This window comes from Clostridium beijerinckii, assembly GCF_036699995.1.
Lineage (GTDB): Bacteria > Bacillota > Clostridia > Clostridiales > Clostridiaceae > Clostridium > Clostridium helianthi.
Window position 1 is genome coordinate 102481 of sequence record NZ_CP144906.1, and the last position, 18277, is coordinate 120757.

Annotated in this window: 16 protein-coding genes and 7 tRNA genes; all 23 read left to right on the top strand. The window is 30.2% G+C overall.

Going from position 1 to position 18277, the window contains the following annotated elements; all coding sequences use genetic code 11:
- Positions 1-174: 174 nt before the first annotated feature.
- Entirely contained in the window at positions 175-1542 is a 1368-nt protein-coding gene (gene glmU / locus PZA12_RS00455; protein WP_078117579.1) for a bifunctional UDP-N-acetylglucosamine diphosphorylase/glucosamine-1-phosphate N-acetyltransferase GlmU, read from the top strand.
- A gap of 46 nt (positions 1543-1588) precedes the next feature.
- Positions 1589-2554, top strand: a complete 966-nt coding sequence (locus tag PZA12_RS00460) for a ribose-phosphate diphosphokinase (RefSeq protein WP_078117578.1) — start codon at positions 1589-1591, stop codon at positions 2552-2554.
- A gap of 318 nt (positions 2555-2872) precedes the next feature.
- Positions 2873-3559 (top strand): response regulator transcription factor, encoded by a 687-nt coding sequence (locus PZA12_RS00465; RefSeq protein WP_011967448.1) that lies wholly within the window; start codon positions 2873-2875, stop codon positions 3557-3559.
- Positions 3560-4981 (top strand): sensor histidine kinase, encoded by a 1422-nt coding sequence (locus PZA12_RS00470; protein ID WP_078117577.1) that lies wholly within the window; start codon positions 3560-3562, stop codon positions 4979-4981.
- A gap of 22 nt (positions 4982-5003) precedes the next feature.
- Positions 5004-5579 (top strand): aminoacyl-tRNA hydrolase, encoded by a 576-nt coding sequence (pth, locus tag PZA12_RS00475; protein ID WP_077841504.1) that lies wholly within the window; start codon positions 5004-5006, stop codon positions 5577-5579.
- 14 nt (positions 5580-5593) lie between these two features.
- Entirely contained in the window at positions 5594-9094 is a 3501-nt protein-coding gene (gene mfd / locus PZA12_RS00480) for a transcription-repair coupling factor (protein ID WP_077841503.1), read from the top strand.
- Positions 9095-9381: 287 nt separating this feature from the next.
- The gene (locus PZA12_RS00485) at positions 9382-10416 is read left to right on the top strand and encodes a peptidylprolyl isomerase (protein WP_077841502.1); all 1035 of its coding nucleotides are present in this window, start codon (positions 9382-9384) and stop codon (positions 10414-10416) included.
- 255 nt (positions 10417-10671) lie between these two features.
- The gene (gene spoVT / locus PZA12_RS00490) at positions 10672-11220 is read left to right on the top strand and encodes a stage V sporulation protein T (protein ID WP_011967453.1); all 549 of its coding nucleotides are present in this window, start codon (positions 10672-10674) and stop codon (positions 11218-11220) included.
- Between the two features lie 95 nt (positions 11221-11315).
- Positions 11316-12851: a putative polysaccharide biosynthesis protein gene (locus PZA12_RS00495; protein ID WP_077841501.1), complete on the top strand. Its 1536-nt coding sequence runs from the start codon at positions 11316-11318 to the stop codon at positions 12849-12851.
- A gap of 17 nt (positions 12852-12868) precedes the next feature.
- On the top strand, positions 12869-14320 hold the full coding sequence (mazG, locus tag PZA12_RS00500) for a nucleoside triphosphate pyrophosphohydrolase (protein WP_077841500.1): 1452 nt from the start codon (positions 12869-12871) through the stop codon (positions 14318-14320).
- A 220-nt stretch (positions 14321-14540) separates the two neighbouring features.
- Positions 14541-14816, top strand: a complete 276-nt coding sequence (locus PZA12_RS00505; RefSeq protein WP_008422747.1) for an HU family DNA-binding protein — start codon at positions 14541-14543, stop codon at positions 14814-14816.
- A gap of 70 nt (positions 14817-14886) precedes the next feature.
- Positions 14887-15147, top strand: coding sequence for an RNA-binding S4 domain-containing protein (locus tag PZA12_RS00510; protein WP_077837367.1), 261 nt, complete (start codon positions 14887-14889; stop codon positions 15145-15147).
- A 215-nt stretch (positions 15148-15362) separates the two neighbouring features.
- Positions 15363-15656 carry a sporulation protein YabP gene (gene yabP / locus PZA12_RS00515; protein ID WP_011967457.1) on the top strand — a complete coding sequence of 98 codons (294 nt, stop codon included), beginning with the start codon at positions 15363-15365 and terminating at the stop codon, positions 15654-15656.
- A gap of 9 nt (positions 15657-15665) precedes the next feature.
- On the top strand, positions 15666-16058 hold the full coding sequence (gene yabQ / locus PZA12_RS00520; RefSeq protein ID WP_017209500.1) for a spore cortex biosynthesis protein YabQ: 393 nt from the start codon (positions 15666-15668) through the stop codon (positions 16056-16058).
- Between the two features lie 77 nt (positions 16059-16135).
- Entirely contained in the window at positions 16136-16423 is a 288-nt protein-coding gene (locus PZA12_RS00525) for an FtsB family cell division protein (RefSeq protein ID WP_077837368.1), read from the top strand.
- 149 nt (positions 16424-16572) lie between these two features.
- Positions 16573-16983 (top strand): S1 domain-containing RNA-binding protein, encoded by a 411-nt coding sequence (locus tag PZA12_RS00530; protein WP_017209499.1) that lies wholly within the window; start codon positions 16573-16575, stop codon positions 16981-16983.
- Positions 16984-17258: 275 nt separating this feature from the next.
- A tRNA-Leu gene (locus PZA12_RS00535) sits at positions 17259-17347 on the top strand.
- A 20-nt stretch (positions 17348-17367) separates the two neighbouring features.
- A tRNA-Met gene (locus PZA12_RS00540) sits at positions 17368-17443 on the top strand.
- Positions 17444-17450: 7 nt separating this feature from the next.
- A tRNA-Met gene (locus PZA12_RS00545) sits at positions 17451-17527 on the top strand.
- A gap of 6 nt (positions 17528-17533) precedes the next feature.
- Positions 17534-17622 (top strand) — tRNA-Leu (locus PZA12_RS00550).
- 21 nt (positions 17623-17643) lie between these two features.
- Positions 17644-17719: transfer RNA gene (locus tag PZA12_RS00555), tRNA-Met, on the top strand.
- 70 nt (positions 17720-17789) lie between these two features.
- Positions 17790-17878: transfer RNA gene (locus PZA12_RS00560), tRNA-Leu, on the top strand.
- A 21-nt stretch (positions 17879-17899) separates the two neighbouring features.
- Positions 17900-17975: transfer RNA gene (locus PZA12_RS00565), tRNA-Met, on the top strand.
- Positions 17976-18277: the final 302 nt, after the last annotated feature.

Consider the following 18277-nt stretch of genomic DNA (forward strand, 5'->3'; position numbering starts at 1 on the left):
TAATGACTTCCTTTTGTTTTGTCATAAAGTATTTCTATAGCCAAATATTAAATGTACTAATGGGTTGAAATAAGAGTAGCTTTCCAATATAATTAAATTGATATGAATATTTAACCGATTATTGCAAGTAAATAATCGTGTTAATATAAATTTATAAATGAGGTGTGGTATATAATGTATAAATGTGCACTGGTTTTAGCAGCGGGTCAAGGTAAAAGAATAAAATCTGATTTACCTAAAGTATTGCATAAAGTATGTGGTAAAGAAATGCTAAAACATGTTATAGATTCGATAAGAAAATCAGGAATTGATGATATAGATGTAATTATAGGGAAAGGTGCTGAGCTTGTTAAAGAGAGAACATTAGATAGAAATGTTAGTTATTCAATGCAAGCTGAGCAATTAGGAACTGGCCATGCTGTTAAGTGCGCTGAAGAGTTCTTAAAGAATAAGAAAGGAGTAGTCGCAATTTTTACTGGTGATACTCCTTTAATAAAGCAATCAACAATTGAAAGGCTATTTAATGAACATATAGAAGCAAAAAATTCAGCAACTATATTAACAGCAATAGTTAATGATCCTACAGGTTATGGAAGAATAGTAAGAACGAATGACGGCGTATCAAAAATTGTAGAGCATAAAGATTGCACTGAAGAAGAGCTTAAGATAAATGAGATGAATTCAGGAATATACTGTTTTGATATTGAGCTACTTGTAGATGCATTAAACAAGATAACAAATAATAATGGACAAGGTGAATATTATCTTACAGATGCTATAGGAATATTAAAATCTCAAGGTAAAAAAATAGGTGCAGTCGTAACTGAATATGAGGAAACTATCGGAGTAAATTCAAGAGTTCAGTTAGCAGAAGCAGAAGAAATACTTAAGAATAGAATAAATCTTATGCATATGGAAAATGGAGTTACTCTAATTGATCCTAGAACAACATATATAGGGATTGATGTTGAAATAGGTAAAGATACAATAATATATCCTAATAATATTTTAGAGGGAAATACAAAGATAGGTAATAACTGCTTAATTTATCAAAATTCAAGAATTGTTGATAGTAATATTGGTAATGAGGTAGATGTTCAAGCTTCAGTTATATTAAATAGTAATATTGGTGATAATACTACTGTTGGTCCGTTTGCGTATATAAGACCAGAAACGACAATTGGTAAGCATGCAAGAATAGGAGATTTTGTAGAAATAAAGAAATCTACTATTGGAGATGGAACTAAAGTCTCTCACTTAACTTATATAGGAGATGCGGAAGTGGGATCGGAATGTAATTTCGGATGTGGTACAGTAGTTGTAAATTATGATGGTAAGAATAAACATAAGACTATTATAGGAGATCATAGCTTTATAGGCTGTAATACCAATTTGGTATCACCTGTCACAATTCACGATAATACTTATATTGCGGCGGGATCGACCATTACATCTGAAGTAAAAGAAGGTGATCTTGCAGTTGCAAGAGCTAAGCAAAGAAATATCAGTGGATGGGTAGATAAAAAAGGATTAAAAAAATAATTTTTAATAATAAATCAGCCAAAATTTTAAGGAGGTCTTCTCAATTATGATAACTCATGGAAGAAATATAAAAGTATTTACTGGAAATTCACACTCACAGTTAGCTCAAGATATAGCAGATATTTTAGGAGTTCCAGTAGGAAACTCTAAGGTTTCAACTTTTAGCGATGGTGAAATATCTGTTGATATTAATGAAACTGTTAGAGGGAATGATGTGTTCATAGTTCAATCTACATCTTCACCTGTTAATAACAATCTAATGGAATTGCTAATTATGATTGATGCATTTAAAAGAGCATCAGCAGGTAGAATTACAGCGGTTATTCCATACTATGGATATGCTAGACAGGATAGGAAGGTTAAGTCAAGGGATCCTATAACTGCAAAACTGGTTGCAGATTTATTAACTGCAGCGGGAGCAAATAGGGTTTTAACTATGGATTTACATGCATCTCAGATTCAAGGATACTTTAATATTCCAGTAGATCATTTACTTGGAGCACCAATACTTGCTGAGCATTATATATCAAAAGGATTAGTAGATCAAGATGATGTTGTTGTAGTTTCGCCAGATTTAGGAAGTGTAACTAGGGCAAGAAAATTTGCGGATAATTTACATGCTCCAATAGCAATCATAGATAAGAGAAGGCCAAAGGCAAATGTTTCAGAAATAATGAATATTATTGGTGATATTGAAGGAAAAAGATGTATATTAATTGATGATATGATAGATACAGCAGGAACTATTGCAAATGCAGCAAATGCGCTTAAGGATTTAGGGGCTAAGAATGTTTATGCTTGCTGTACACATGGAGTATTGTCTGGTCCTGCAATGGACAGAATAAATGCTTCAGCAATTGAAGAATTAGTACTATTAAATACAATTCCGTTAAAAGAAGGTAACGATAATAGTAAAATTAGATCTATATCAGTAGCTCCTTTATTTGCAGAAGCAATAAAGAGAATTTATGATGATCAGCCAATAAGTAAGTTATTTGAATGTCAACAATAGATAATAATTTAAAGATTTGTTAAGTGAATAAGATATTAAAAGGAATGTATATTTACTCTAAGTAATTAGGGTAAATATATATTCTATTTTTTATAGTTAAATAAATTTATTTCATTACGTCAATATTAAGATTGTAAACGAGAAAAGTTTTATGATTTAATTAAAATAGGGTCTATTAAATAATTATTATACTTATATATTTTTAGAATATTTATTATAATTAAAGGATGATTTTGTTTTCTATAATAAATAGTATATTTATGTTATATTAGGATATGAATGCTTATGTAATAGTAATAAATTAAGGAGGAAAGAAGAGTGGATGGAGTTACAACCAAGGTTCTGATTGTGGATGATGATGAAAACATTAGTGAAGTGATAGACATGTATTTAAAAAGCTCTGGATATAATACAAAAATAGCCTTGAATGGTAAAGAGGCTCAAGAATTTTATTTAGAATATAATCCAGATATTGTCTTGCTTGATGTTATGATACCGTATATAGATGGAATTGATATTCTAAAATGGATACGAAAACAGAAGGAAACTCCAGTTATAATGATTACAGCAAAGGGAGACACCTTTGATAAGGTTTTAGCACTAGAAATTGGTGCAGATGATTATATAGTAAAACCTTTTGAACCTAAAGAATTATTAGCGAGAGTAAAAGCTGTATTAAGGAGATATTCTTCAGAGAATATTAAAAATGAAGTAATAAAATTAAGTGATTTATCAATAGATTCAACTTCATATAAGGTTATATATAATGAAGAAGAAATAAAAATGCCACCAAAGGAATTTGAATTATTATATTACTTGGCTAATAATAAAAACAAAGTCTTTACGAGAGAACAATTACTTTGTGAAGTGTGGGGATATGATTATCCGGGAGATTCTAGAACTGTAGATGTTCATATAAAAAGATTAAGGGAAAAATTAAGTAGTGGAGAACAGTGGGAAATCCAAACAGTATGGGGTGTTGGTTATAAATTTGAGGTAAATTAAATGAAAAAGAGTGGAAGCTTACTTCAAAAACTTATAATAACATTTATAGTTATTTTGACTATTGTTTTAGTTTCATTAGCTTGGCTATTATCTATATGGTTTAGAATAACATATTTTACTGAAAAGAAGATGCAGTTTCAGAAAGATGGAGAGTATATATCCGAATCTATAAAAGCATACAATTCTGACAAAAATTCATTGGAATATGATAAATTACAGGCTATAGTGGATATGTCAAGTGTTGGAGCAAATGCTGATATTACTGTTTCTGATAAGTTCGATAATATATATATATATTCTAAAGCGTCAAGTACTAAGGAGATAGACAATAAACCAGAGAATATAGAGAATAGTAAAGATTCTTTACTTAATGGAAAGCCAGTAGAGTATATTGGAGACCGTTACACCTATATATATCCAATATTAAAAGATGATGAATTTCAAGGATATATTGTCATGACAGCTCCTTTATCAACAATAGGTAAACAGTTGCATAGAATATATCTTATTGTATGGATATCGGCATTAGGAGCAATGGTATTTGCATCTGTAGTTTTATCATTAGTTTCAAAGAAAATATTGATTAATCCTTTAGCTGAAATAAACAAGGCGGCCAAAAGGTTTGCTAATGGAGAAGTTAATAAAAGAGTTCATATAGAATCGTGTGATGAGATTGGTGAGCTGGCAAGTTCATTTAATATAATGGCGGAGTCTTTGGAAAAGGTTGAGAATAATAGAAGAGATTTTATATCAAATGTTTCCCATGAGTTGAGATCACCAATAACTTCTATAAAGGGATTTATTGCCGGAATAATAGATGGAGTGATTCCAAGGGATAAAGAAGGATATTATCTAGACATAGTATATAGTGAGATAAAAAGACTTACAAGATTAATTAATGATTTACTGGATTTATCAGCTATTGAATCAGGTAAATTAAAATTCAATATGAAAAAGATCGATATAAATGAGTTAATTAGATTATGTGTTATAAATAATGAACAAAAGATAAGAGAAAAGCAAATAATGTTAAAAGTAGATTTGAAAGATCAGAATTGTTATGTAAAAGCGGATGAAGATAAGACAATGCAAGTCATGACTAATTTATTAGATAATGCAATAAAATACTGCGGAAACAATGGAATTATAAGAATTAGTACATATTCCAAGGGTTCTAAAGTATTTGTTGAGATATATAATAATGGACCTAAAATTGCAGATGAAGAAATAAGGCATATATGGAATAGATTTTATAAATCAGATAAGTCTAGAACAAACAAAGTTAGTACTGGACTCGGATTGCCAATAGTAAGAATGATAATTATGCAACAAGGTGAGGAAGTATGGGTCAAGAATCATCCTAATATAGGAGTCACATTTACATTTTCACTTACAAAATATAAGAATAATAAGATTAGATAAGAGCGCTAAGGAGGAAACAAGTATGTTTTTAATAGTAGGTCTTGGAAACCCAGGAAATGAGTATGAGAATACAAGACATAATATTGGTTTTAAAGTTATTGATAATATCGCAAAAGAGTATAATATTGAAATAAACAGGCAAAAATTTAAAGGTATGTATGGAGAAGGTTTTATAAATGGAAAAAAGGTTATGCTTTTAAAGCCAACTACTTACATGAACTTAAGTGGTGAAAGTGTAAGAGAAGTAGTTGATTTTTATAACCTTAGCAATGATGAGATATTAGTTATATATGATGATATCAGTCTAGAAGTTGGCAAATTAAGAATAAGAGAAAAAGGAAGTGCTGGAGGGCATAATGGAATAAAGAGCATCATAGCGCATTTAAATAGTGAAATTTTCTCAAGGATAAAAGTAGGGGTAGGACAACCTAATGGAGATTTAGTAAAACATGTATTAGGTAAATTTACGAAAGAAGAAACTGCGATTCTAAGTGAAAGTGTAGAAGCGTCCACAAAGGCGGCAGCGGAAATAATTAAAAGTGATGTTAAGACAGCTATGAATCAGTTCAATGGATTCAAGGCGAGTACAACAGTTTAAAGAAGGTGCATGGGATGAGATTAAAAGGGTTATTGGAGCCCTTGGAAAGTAGTTTAGAATTTCAAAACATAATACAAGGTATTGAAAGTAAAAGATACCCTATTGGTATATATGGTGCATCTGAATCAGGTCGAGGATACATTATAAGTGGAATATTTGAAAATACTAACAGATCAATTGTGGTTGTAACTCAAAGCGATATGGAAGCAAAAAATCTTTATGAAGATTTAATATTTTATACTAATGAGGTATATTATTTTCCAGTAAAGGAAATGGTTTTCTATAATATTGATGCTATTTCTGGAGATTTGAGATGGGCAAGATTAAAAGTAATAAATGAAATATTAAATAATAAGAAAAAAATAATAGTGACATCAATAGAAGCTTTTGCGGCAAAATATACTCCTCGTAATTTATTTTTAGAATATAGCATGAAATTTAAAGAAGGCGATGAAGTTAATCTTGCCGATATATCAAATAAATTAATTCAATCAGGTTATGAAAGAGTGGAAATGGTTGAGGGTAAAGGACAATTTTCACTTAGAGGAGGTATATTAGACGTATTTCCAACAGGTTCAACTTATCCATATAGAGTTGAACTTTTTGGCGATGAAATAGAATCCATAAGAACTTTTAATACAGAATCTCAACGAAGTATTGAGAAAGTTAAAAAGATAGATATTTTTCCTGCAAAAGAAGTAATAGTTTCAGAAGAGATGTTAGAGGTTGGAAGAAATAAACTTAAGGAAGAGTTTAATAAAATTGCTGAAAATGATAAAGACAGCGAAAGAGTAGAAAAACTAAGAAAAATATTAAATAAAAACTTAGAGCTATTAGAAGAGACTTCATCTTTTGAAACAATAGATAGTTATCTTCCTTACTTTACAAAGGAGACAGAAAGTCTTTTCGATTATTTTAATAATTATTTCTTTATAGTAGATAATGTTCAAAGATGTAAGGGGAAATTAGAATCAACTTATTTAGAGTTTGAGGAAAACTTCACAGCTTTTTCTCAAAGAGGAGATATATTTCCCGGGCAAGGAAATTTATTAATTAATAAAGAAGAAGTATTAGAATCATTTGAAGATGAAAAAATTGCTTTTATCGAAGCATTGACAAAAGTTTCTGGCTGGCTAAAGCCACTATCAATAATAAATGTAGCTCAAACAACATTAAATAACTATCAAGGTCAGCTAGATTTATTAATTGACGAAATATTAGGGAAAAAGAATTTAGGCTATAAGACACTAATTTTATCAGGAACTCGAGCTAGAGGGGAACGTTTAGTTGGAACATTAAGAGATAGAGGAATAGAAAGTGTCTATAAGGATACAGTTGATAAAATTGAGTATGGTGAAGTTGCAATAACTTTTGGTAATCAGTTGAGAGGATTTGAATATCCCCAATATAAAGTATGTATAATATCAGATAAAGAAGTATTTGGTGCGGCAAAGAGAAAATTAAAAAGTAGTAAAGCAAAGAAAAAGGGAATTTCTAAAATCAAGAGCTTTGCAGAATTAAAACCAGGAGATTACGTAGTACATGCAAATCATGGTATCGGAGTATACAAAGGAATTAAGCAAATAGATGTTGGAGGCCATAAAAGAGATTATTTAGATATTGTTTATGATAAAGGCGATAAATTATATGTTCCAGTAGATCAACTAGATTTAATTCAAAAATATGTTGGAAGTGAAGGGAAGTCACCTAAAGTCAATAAACTTGGAAGCTCTGAATGGCAAAAAGCAAAGGCAAAGGCAAGAAAATCAATAAATGAAATAGCTGAAGATTTAGTTAAGCTTTATGCAATGAGAAGTACTGTAAAGGGACATAAGTTTTCTAAGGACACTGAATGGCAAAAACAATTTGAAGATGAGTTTCCGTTTGAAGAAACTCCAGACCAATTAACCTCACTGGAAGAAATAAAGACAGATATGGAATCTGATAAACCTATGGATAGACTTTTATGTGGAGATGTTGGGTATGGCAAAACAGAAGTTGCCATAAGAGCCGCGTTTAAAGCTGTAATGGATGGAAAACAAGTTGCCCTTTTAGTTCCAACTACTATTTTAGCAGAGCAACATTATAAAAATATAAAAAATAGATTTTCAGATTTTCCAATAAAGATAGATATGGTTAGTAGGTTTAGGACAGCAAAACAACAGAAGGAAATACTTCAAAAGGTGAAGGAAGGTAATTTAGATATTTTAATAGGTACCCATAGATTAGTATCTAAAGACATTCAATTTAAAGATCTAGGCTTATTAATAGTAGACGAAGAGCAAAGATTTGGAGTTAAACAAAAAGAGAAAATTAAAGGGATTAAGAAAAATGTTGATGTTTTAACTCTAAGTGCAACTCCAATTCCTAGAACCCTTCATATGTCACTAAGCGGGGTTAGAGATATTTCGGTTATAGAAACACCGCCGGAAGAAAGGTATCCTGTTCAAACATATGTTGTTGAGCAGAATGATCAGCTCATAAGAGACGCAATTCTTAGGGAGATAGGTAGAGGCGGCCAAGTTTACTTTGTATACAATAGAGTGGAAGATATAGAAAGGATGGCTAAGTATGTTCAAGCGCTAGTTCCAGAGAGTAAGGTTGGAATTGCTCATGGTCAAATGGCAGAAAGACAACTTGAGAAGGAAATGTTTGACTTTATGTCAGAAGAGTATAACGTATTAGTCTGCACTACTATAATAGAAACTGGAATGGATATTCAAAATGTAAATACTATAATAATATATGATGCAGATAAGATGGGACTTTCTCAGTTATATCAGCTTAGAGGTAGAGTTGGTAGATCAAATAGAATTGCATATGCGTATTTGCTGTATACTAAGGATAAAGTGTTAACAGAAGTTGCTGAAAAAAGGCTTAAGGCATTAAAGGATTTCACTGAATTGGGCTCTGGTTTTAAAATAGCTATGAGAGATTTGGAAATTAGAGGTGCAGGTAATATGATGGGATCTTCTCAACATGGACATATGGCCTCTATAGGATATGATCTGTATTGCAGAATGCTTGAAGATACTGTTAAACTTCTTAAAGGTGAAATTCAAAAAGAACCTATAGAAACAACCTTAGATATAAAGGTAGATGCCTTTATATCAGAAAATTATATAGAAGATGAAATTCAAAAAATTGAAGTTTATAAGAAAATTGCTGCAATTGAGGGATTAGACGATTATAGTGATATCAAAGAAGAACTAGAAGATAGATACTCTAAGATACCAGAACCTGTATATAATTTAATGGATATTGCTTATATAAAGAGTAGAGCTAAATCTATATTCATTGAAGAGATAAAAGAAACCCCAAAAGAATTATTGTTCAAGTTTGCACAAGGTGAAAGTGAATATAAAAATATATTTAAAATATTGATGGAAAAATATAAGAGTAGTGTAGTATTAAAATTTGGTTCAAACCCTTATTTCGCATTTAAATTAAAATATATTAAGAAAGAAAATAAATTGGAGTTTCTGAAGGACGTTTTTGATGACATAATATTGTAACAAATCTATGATATAAAAGAAAAGTAGAAGAAATAAAATAGTGTAAAAAATTTGAATTATAAAAGCAATATTGATATACTAATGTTATGAATTTTTACAGTAAGAAACCTAAAAGAATAATGTTATCCGACAAAAATTAATTTAGCTTTTCAAATTTCGTTTTATAATTCTAGCAAGTTTTGTTTAAGTAGAATTTGAAAAGTGATTTTAGTTTGTCTAAATTATATGTATTTATGTGGAAAGTTATTTTTAGTGGGTTTAAATCTAGAATAAGCGAGGGGAAAACTTTGAAAAAATTAAAAAAATTTGTTGCAGCTGTAGCTATGGTGACAATTGCGGTATCAGCTATGGGTTGCAAAATGATTGAGAAAACACCAGAAGCGATACAGAAAACAGTTCTTGCAACAGTTGGAAATGAAAAAATAACAAAAGGTGATTTAGATAAAGAAATGGAAAAGTATACTGCACAACTAAAGCAGCAGTATGGAGATAATTATGAAAGTAATGCTCAAGTTAAAGATCAGTTGCAACAAGCAAAAAAACAGGAATTAGACAACTTAGTAACTCAAAAAGTAGTATTACAAAAGGCTACTGAGTTAAATCTTAAGCCATCTGATGATGATATAAATAAGCAAGTTGATGATCAGATAGCTCAAATTAAATCTCAATATTCAGAAGAAGGACAATTTGAAAGTGTTTTAGAGCAAAATGGATTGACTGAAGATCAGCTAAAAGATGCTATAAAAAATAATGTTATAATGCAGGCTGTTCAACAAGATATAGTGAAAGATATAGAAGTTACTGATGACGATGTTCAAACATATTATAATGAAAATAAGGATTCAAAATATACACAAGGAGCTGGAGCGAATGCATCACATATTCTAATAGCTGAAAAGGCTAGTGATGGATCAATAGATTATGATGCATCATTAACAAAAGCTAACGCTATAAAAGCAAAATTAGATTCTGGAGCTGATTTTGCGAAATTAGCTAAGGATAACTCAACAGATGCAGCAACAAAAGATAATGGTGGTAGTTTAGGATTTGTAGCATACAACTCAACACAATTAGTTACTGAATTTATGGATGGGTTTAAGAATTTGAAAGAAGGGGAAGTTTCAGCACCAGTAAAGAGTCAGTTTGGATATCATATAATTAAGGCTACTGGATTAAAAGACTCACAAGTAACTCCTTTCGAACAAGTTAAGGATCAAATAAAATCATCATTATTACAACAAAAGCAACAAGATGCTTTAAGTGCTAAGATTACAGAATGGAAAACAGACCTAAAAGTAAAAACTTATGAAGATAAATTATAATACCAAAATATAGTTAGGTATCTATTAATGATTTAGCTATTTAATAATGAAAGTTAGGACTACTTTGAAATATCTCTGATTATTCAAAGTAGTCCTATTTTTGTTTCTACTATATGTATCACATTGAAATAACAGCATTTATATTAACAAAAAAATAATTAATATAAAATTTGTCTATAAGTGTATAAAATTTCTAGAAATTCAAATAATAATAGTGCAACCAATTAATAGAGTTCAAAGGAGGTTATATAACCAATGAAGGCAACAGGAATTGTTAGAAGAATTGATGATTTAGGAAGAGTAGTAATACCAAAGGAAATAAGGAGAACTTTAAGAATAAGAGAAGGGGATCCTTTAGAAATTTTTACTGATAGAGATGGTGGAGTAATTTTAAAAAAATATTCGCCAATTGAAGAACTTACTAACTTTTCAAAAGAATATTGTGAAAGCTTGCAACAAGTTATAGGTCATGTAGTACTAATAGCTGATAAAGATGCATTTGTTTCAGTAAGCGGAGCACCAAAAAAAGACTATATAGAAAGAAAAGTAAGCAGTGAGCTAGAAAAGATAATGGACGGAAGAAAAACTGTATTATTAAATAAAGCTGATAACGCAGTAATACCATTACATAATGATGACGATGAAACAGAGTATACTAGTCAAGTTATATCACCAATCATAGCTGAAGGTGATGAAATAGGAGCTGTAATTATTCTTTCAAAAGAAGATGGAGAGCTTGGTGAAGTTGAAACAAAACTAGTTGAGACAGCAGCAGCATTCTTAGGCAAACAAATGGAGCAATAATACTTATAAATAACCACATTATGAAAATAAAAGGAATAATACCTCCAAACTTACAATAATAATTAATTAGTAACATGTAAGTTTGGAGGTGTTTTATGAAAAAACAATCCCTAATAAGAGGGAGCATAATTCTTGGAGTTGCAGGAATATTAACAAGATTTTTAGGTCTATTCTTTAGATGGCCACTAATAATGTTAATTGGAGATGAGGGAATTGGATATTATCAAATGTCATACCCGTTGTATATGTTTTTTATAGCTATGGCTTCTGGAGTTCCAGTTGCAATTTCTAAGATGATATCAGAAAAGAATGCAACAAATGATATATATGGAAGCTTTGAAGTAATGAAAGAATCTGCTATTTTAATGACAATAATAGGGACAGGCACAACTTTAGCATTATTCTTTTTTGCAAAACCAATAGTATCATTTTTGAAGTGGGATTCAAAAGCGTATTACTCATTAATCGGAATATCATTTGCACCAATTGTAATATCCTTTGTAACTATATTTAGAGGATTCTTTCAAGGGCTGCAAAATATGACTCCGTCAGCTATATCACAGATAATAGAGCAGATTGGTAGAGTCATATTCGGTGTTGGACTTGCTGTATTTTTACTACCTAGAGGCATAGAGTACTCAGCAGGCGGTGCAGCATTTGGAGCAACTGCAGGAGCTGTTCTTGGAGGAGCTTATTTATACTCGAATTATAAAAGAGTAAAGAAACGTTATGCCATTAAAAGAATAAAAAGTAATCCAGAAATATTAAATACTATATTAAAGATTGCAATACCAATATCATTAGGTACTACAGTATCAAGCATCATGAATTTAATAGATTCCATTTTAGTACCACAAAAACTATTAGATGCAGGATTTACAAATGTACAATCAACTGTATTGTATGCGCAATTAACAGGGAAAGCGTCTGTAATTGTAAATATTCCATTAACTCTTTCTATGGCTATTTGTACATCTCTAATTCCTATCATAGCTGAGAATTTTATACTTAAGAAACAGAAGGAACTAAAAAGTAAAATAGATGCATCTATGAAAATGGCATCAGTAATTGCTATTCCGTGTACTTTTGGGTTATTCTTTTTAGCTGAACCAGTAATGAAGTTTATATTTCCTGGTAGGTTTGAAGGAATAGAGATATTAAAATATTTATCATTAACAATTCCTTTTATAATAATTACTCAAACAACAACAGCAATACTACAAGGAACAGGGCATTATATAAAACCTGTTATTAACCTCTTGATTGGATGTTTGATTAAAATTGTATTAACATGGGTATTAGTTCCTATGCAAATGTTTAACATATATGGTGCTGTTTTGGCGAGCTTTGGAGCTTATTTAACAGTAAGTATTTTAAATATAATGATGATGAAATTTACACTAAGAGTAAGACTTAACTTATACGAAATATTAATAAAACCTTGCTATGCATCGAGTATTATGATGTTAATTGTATTAATAAGTTATAATATTTTATATAAGAATACAATTAGTAATGGAATATCTTGCTTGACATCTATATTTTTGGGTATGATAGTATATATTATAATGATAATTGTATTTAAGGTATTTAATGTTGAAGAAATAAGAGATAGATTTAAAAGAAAGTAAAAAGGAGAGAAATTCTAATGATTAAGATAGTGGGATTAGGACCAGGAAGTAAGGATGCATTGACAATAGGAACAATAAATGAGCTCGAAGCAAGCAAACATATATTTCTAAGAACAGAAAAGCATCCAACAGTAGATTACCTGAAGGAAAAAAATATCGTATTTGATACTTATGATAATATTTATGATAGTACAGATAATTTTGATGAAGTATACTTAAATATCGCAAAAGACATAATTAATAAACATAAGAATATGACTGATTTAATTTATGCAGTTCCAGGCCATCCACTGGTTGCAGAAAAATCAGTATTTAACTTAATAGAACTATGTAAAGAAAATGGAATAGAATATAAAGTTATACCAGCAGTAAGTTTTATCGATGCAATGATTGAAAGCCTTAAGATTGATCCTATAGAGGGGCTAAAGGTTATAGACTCTTTTGATATAAATAATCAAATTTTAGACAAAAGAATAGGAACAATTGTTACTCAGGTATACAATCAATTGATAGCATCAGAAGTTAAATTAAGATTGCTAGAATGCTATAATGATGAAACAGAGATTTATTATGTAAGAGCAGCCGGAATAGAAGGACAGGAAAGCATAAGAAAGATACCTTTATTTGAACTGGATATGCAGGAAGACATAGATTATTTAACATCTATTTATATACCAAAGGATTTTAAAAATAAAAAAGACTTTAATGATTTTTTAGATATAATAGAAGTTTTGAGAGGTGAAGATGGATGTCCGTGGGATAGAGAACAAACCCATAAGTCTCTTAAGAAAGCTTTAATAGAAGAAAGCTATGAGGTAATAGATGCGATAGATCAAGAAGATGATAATTCGTTAATCGAAGAATTAGGAGATGTACTTCTTCAAGTTGTTTTTCATGCATCTATTGGAAAAGAGGATGGATATTTCGATATAGGAGATGTTATAGAAGGAATTTGTAATAAAATGATAAGTAGGCATCCTCATGTGTTTAAAGATGCTGATGGATTGAATTCCTCGGAAGATGTACTAATAAAGTGGGATGAGTTGAAGAAAAAGGAAAAGGGATATAATAGTGTTGTGGACGAAATGAAAGGTATAACAAAAGGGTTACCTGCACTTTTAAGAGCACATAAGATCCAAGAAAAAGCAAGTAAGGTTGGATTTGACTTTGAAAATATAGATTTTGCTGTAAGTAAGGTAAAAGAAGAGTTAAAAGAAGTAATTGATGTATATAATACAGAAAATGTGGAGAAAATAGAAGAAGAAGTCGGAGATTTAATATTTTCATGTGTAAATATTGCAAGGTTTCTGAAAGTAGATGAGGAAATAGCATTAAATTGTACTATAGACAAGTTTATAAAAAGATTTCAGTATATTGAAAGAGCAGCTAAAGATAAGAATATTGAATTAACAAGTATGACTTTAGATGAAATGAATGAACTATGGGAAATTTCGAAAAATTTAGGTTGATAGGTAATTTAAATAAAGGAATTTTCTAGTTTATGAAGAATAATAATTTTATAAAGAACTACTTTGTAACGATTTATTGGATTATTTAGTTATATATAGGAAAAGAAAGCGTTTTTCTATAGACGGGTAGCTGAAGAGGTTATATAATAAAGAAGTGCAATTTAGTACATAAAGAAAACAGTTAGAAAATATGTAACTGGATTTTAAGGAGGATGTTATTGTGAATAAAGCAGAATTAATTACTAGTATGGCGGAAAAAAGTAAATTAACAAAAAAAGATGCAGAATTAGCATTAAAAGCTTTAATTGAAAGTGTTGAGGAAGCACTAGAAAAAGGAGAAAAGGTTCAATTAGTTGGATTTGGAACTTTTGAAACTAGAGAAAGAGCAGCTAGAGAAGGAAGAAATCCTAGAACTAAAGAAGTTATAAACATTCCTGCAACAACAGTTCCAGTATTTAAAGCAGGTAAGGAATTCAAAGATAAAGTTAACAAGTAATAAAATACAAGTTAGACAGAGTAAATATGAACCCGAGTTTTCTCGGGTTCTTTTGAATGGAGGAGAAATTGTGAGGCTAGATAAATATTTAAAGGTATCGCGTATTATAAAAAGAAGAACTGTAGCGAAAGAAATATGTGAGAGTGGTCGTATATTAATAAACGGGAAAGTAGCAAAGCCTTCTACAAAAATAAAAGAAGGAGATATAATTGAAATAACTTTTGCTAATAAAGTATTAAAAGCAGAAATTGCTAGTATAGCAGAACATGTGAGAAAGGAAGAAGCAAAAGAAATGTATATTATCCTTGAGGGTGAGGAAGATAAAGAGTAGAAACTGTATAGTTTATCTACTCTTTATCTATATATATGGGTATTGAACAAGAATGATTTATGTTAAGTAAAATTATCATAAATAATAACACTTAATGGTTTCTAAGAAATAACTTGATATAAATTTTACTATACTTAACTTATTAAAGGTTCTAAATTCTAAAATACAAAATATAAACATATATTGTATAAGAAAAATAAATGGAGGAATTTTTAATGGAGAAAAGAGTGGAAAATAAAGTAGAAGATAATAAATCAAGTTTATCTCTAGAGAATAGAAAAAAATTAACTTTAAGTGGTGTTATAGAGGTTATAAGTTTTGATGAGCAAAAAATAGATTTAACAACTAATCTAGGGAATTTAACTATTAAGGGAGAAGAGTTAAAAATGAACAAGTTGGATGTGCAAAATGGCGATGTTATAATTGCTGGAAGCATTGCATCTATGGTATATAATGGGAAGATATCTAAGAAAAGCAATGAAAGTATAATAAGCAGATTGTTTAAGTAGGAATATAGTATGCCTTTAGGATTGAATATGCAGATTAACCTTGTTGTATGCAGCTTAATTGGAGGTGTTATAACGGGAATATTGTTTGATATATATAGAGGAATAAGAGGATTAAACTCTATAAAAATATTAACAATAATAGAAGATATGCTATTTTGTGTACTTATTGCTTTGATTGTGTTTACCTTTTTATTATATACTAATTACGCATTTTTAACTCCCTATGTATATATTTTCATAATTATGGCCATTATATTATACTTCAAATTTATTAGTAAGTATTTTTATAACAGTGAGATGCTAATTGCAAAATTATCTTATAAGTTGATTAGAATTTTATTGAAAAATTTATTGTATCCATTAAAAATAATTGCATATAAAATTACAGATAAAAGGAAATGATAAAAAATTACTTGAATAATACTAATATAGTGTTTACAATAGACTTAAGAGAATTTGCAAAATAGAGGTTCTTATAGATGAAAACGAAGTTAATATTAAAGCGGACAATAATTACTGGATTTATTATTTTCTTTGCCTTTAGTTATATTAGGCAAAGTATAACAATGAATAGAATTCAAAAGGAAATTGACAGTAAGCAAGTTCAGTTAAATGAAATTAATCAAAAAAACGAAAGACTTCAAGATGAAGTTGATAAAATTAATTCAAATTCATCGGATTATCTTGAAAAATTAGCAAGGGAAAGACTTGGGATGATTAAGCCTGGTGAAAAAGTTGTTAATGGTGAGATAACAAATCAAAATTAAATTTCAATTTATAGAAAAACTTATAAAACTCTGGTAATATTATAGTAGCTGAATAATTAAATTTGTATTCTAAATTAAAGAGCATCTGCACAGCAGATTTGTTCTTATAAATTTATATATTTTTAAATTTAAGGAGGAGTCTTTTAAACATGACCTTAATGGCAGGAAACATAGTAGAGGGCACAGTGATAAACATCACAAACTTTGGAGCTTTTATTGAAGTTGAAGGCAAAACTGGATTAGTTCATATTTCAGAAGTGGCAGATTCTTACGTAAAAGATATTAGAGAACATCTTAGCGAGCAAGATAAAGTGAAAGTGAAAGTTATCTCAATTGATGATAATGGTAAGATTAGTCTTTCAATAAAGCAAGCAAATGTTCAAAGAAAATCGGTTAAACCAGCAGAGATTGACTGGAAAGCACCTGATAAGAAGAAAACTACTAATTCAGGAAATTTCGAAGATATTATGTCTAAGTTTCTAAAAGATAGCGAAGAAAGAATGCAAGATGTAAAGAAACATCAAGAATTTAAAAGTAAAGGTGGAAAAAAAGGCTACTAAAAATTTTTAAAATCTTTATTAGGAAAATAAATATAAAATTTGCTTGATAAATTTCAAATGTAGAATAGATTTGTAGAGAAATTTTTATATTTGTTTACAGTTTATTCTGCATTATTAAGATTATAAATGGGTATTTATAGTGATTAAAACGTGTAAATTACCGATTATTACAATTAAAAATTTAAATATTTAAGATTAATAAAAAAATATTGTTGACACTGAAAATAATATGTATTATAATTAGCCTTGTCGTTGGAAATTAGTTTATAAGATATGCCGAAGTGGCGGAACTGGCAGACGCACAGGACTTAAAATCCTGCGGTGGTTAAACACCGTACCGGTTCGATTCCGGTCTTCGGCACCATATATATGAAAAAATAATATCGCGGGGTGGAGCAGTTGGTAGCTCGTCGGGCTCATAACCCGAAGGTCGTAGGTTCAAGTCCTGCCCCCGCAACCATTGATATGGCGGAATAGCTCAGCTGGCTAGAGCACTCGGTTCATACCCGAGGTGTCGTAGGTTCAAGTCCTATTTCCGCTACCAATATGTGCCGAAGTGGCGGAACTGGCAGACGCACAGGACTTAAAATCCTGCGGTGGTTAAACACCGTACCGGTTCGATTCCGGTCTTCGGCACCATATATATTAAAAGAATAATGTCGCGGGGTGGAGCAGTTGGTAGCTCGTCGGGCTCATAACCCGAAGGTCGTAGGTTCAAGTCCTGCCTCCGCAACCATAAAGTTTAGTAAGTTTTGTTATCAAAGCTTTAATTTATATGTCGTAAGCTTGTAGTATACAATGAATATGCCGAAGTGGCGGAACTGGCAGACGCACAGGACTTAAAATCCTGCGGTAGTTAAACACCGTACCGGTTCGATTCCGGTCTTCGGCACCATATATATGAAAAGAATAATATCGCGGGGTGGAGCAGTTGGTAGCTCGTCGGGCTCATAACCCGAAGGTCGTAGGTTCAAGTCCTGCCTCCGCAACCATAAGACTTAAGCAATAGCTCAGGTCTTTTTTGTTTGGAAAATATTTATTATATGAAGTATAAGATAAAGGTATAATATTCTGAATAAATTCCTAGCCATTGAGAAGAAAACTTTAGCATCGATTTATAATGCTAAGAATGAGATATTTAAAGTTTACTTTTCTAACATGGTGTTTAAATTAGTTATAGATAGAAGTTTAATATGAATGTAGATGACTACACTTATGTTAGGCTTTTTTTAGTGCTTAATATTTTGAGTACTGTAAGTTAACTTGTCATAAGATTGATTATTAAATGCGGATT

Bases quoted from the DNA above. Each gene is read 5' to 3' on its own strand.
- glmU (WP_078117579.1), top strand. From the start codon at position 175: ATGTATAAATGTGCACTGGTTTTAGCAGCGGGTCAAGGTAAAAGAATA.
- PZA12_RS00460 (WP_078117578.1), top strand. From the start codon at position 1,589: ATGATAACTCATGGAAGAAATATAAAAGTATTTACTGGAAATTCACAC.
- PZA12_RS00470 (WP_078117577.1), top strand. From the start codon at position 3,560: ATGAAAAAGAGTGGAAGCTTACTTCAAAAACTTATAATAACATTTATA.
- pth (WP_077841504.1), top strand. From the start codon at position 5,004: ATGTTTTTAATAGTAGGTCTTGGAAACCCAGGAAATGAGTATGAGAAT.
- mfd (WP_077841503.1), top strand. From the start codon at position 5,594: ATGAGATTAAAAGGGTTATTGGAGCCCTTGGAAAGTAGTTTAGAATTT.
- spoVT (WP_011967453.1), top strand. From the start codon at position 10,672: ATGAAGGCAACAGGAATTGTTAGAAGAATTGATGATTTAGGAAGAGTA.
- PZA12_RS00495 (WP_077841501.1), top strand. From the start codon at position 11,316: ATGAAAAAACAATCCCTAATAAGAGGGAGCATAATTCTTGGAGTTGCA.
- mazG (WP_077841500.1), top strand. From the start codon at position 12,869: ATGATTAAGATAGTGGGATTAGGACCAGGAAGTAAGGATGCATTGACA.
- yabP (WP_011967457.1), top strand. From the start codon at position 15,363: ATGGAGAAAAGAGTGGAAAATAAAGTAGAAGATAATAAATCAAGTTTA.
- yabQ (WP_017209500.1), top strand. From the start codon at position 15,666: ATGCCTTTAGGATTGAATATGCAGATTAACCTTGTTGTATGCAGCTTA.
- PZA12_RS00525 (WP_077837368.1), top strand. From the start codon at position 16,136: ATGAAAACGAAGTTAATATTAAAGCGGACAATAATTACTGGATTTATT.
- PZA12_RS00530 (WP_017209499.1), top strand. From the start codon at position 16,573: ATGACCTTAATGGCAGGAAACATAGTAGAGGGCACAGTGATAAACATC.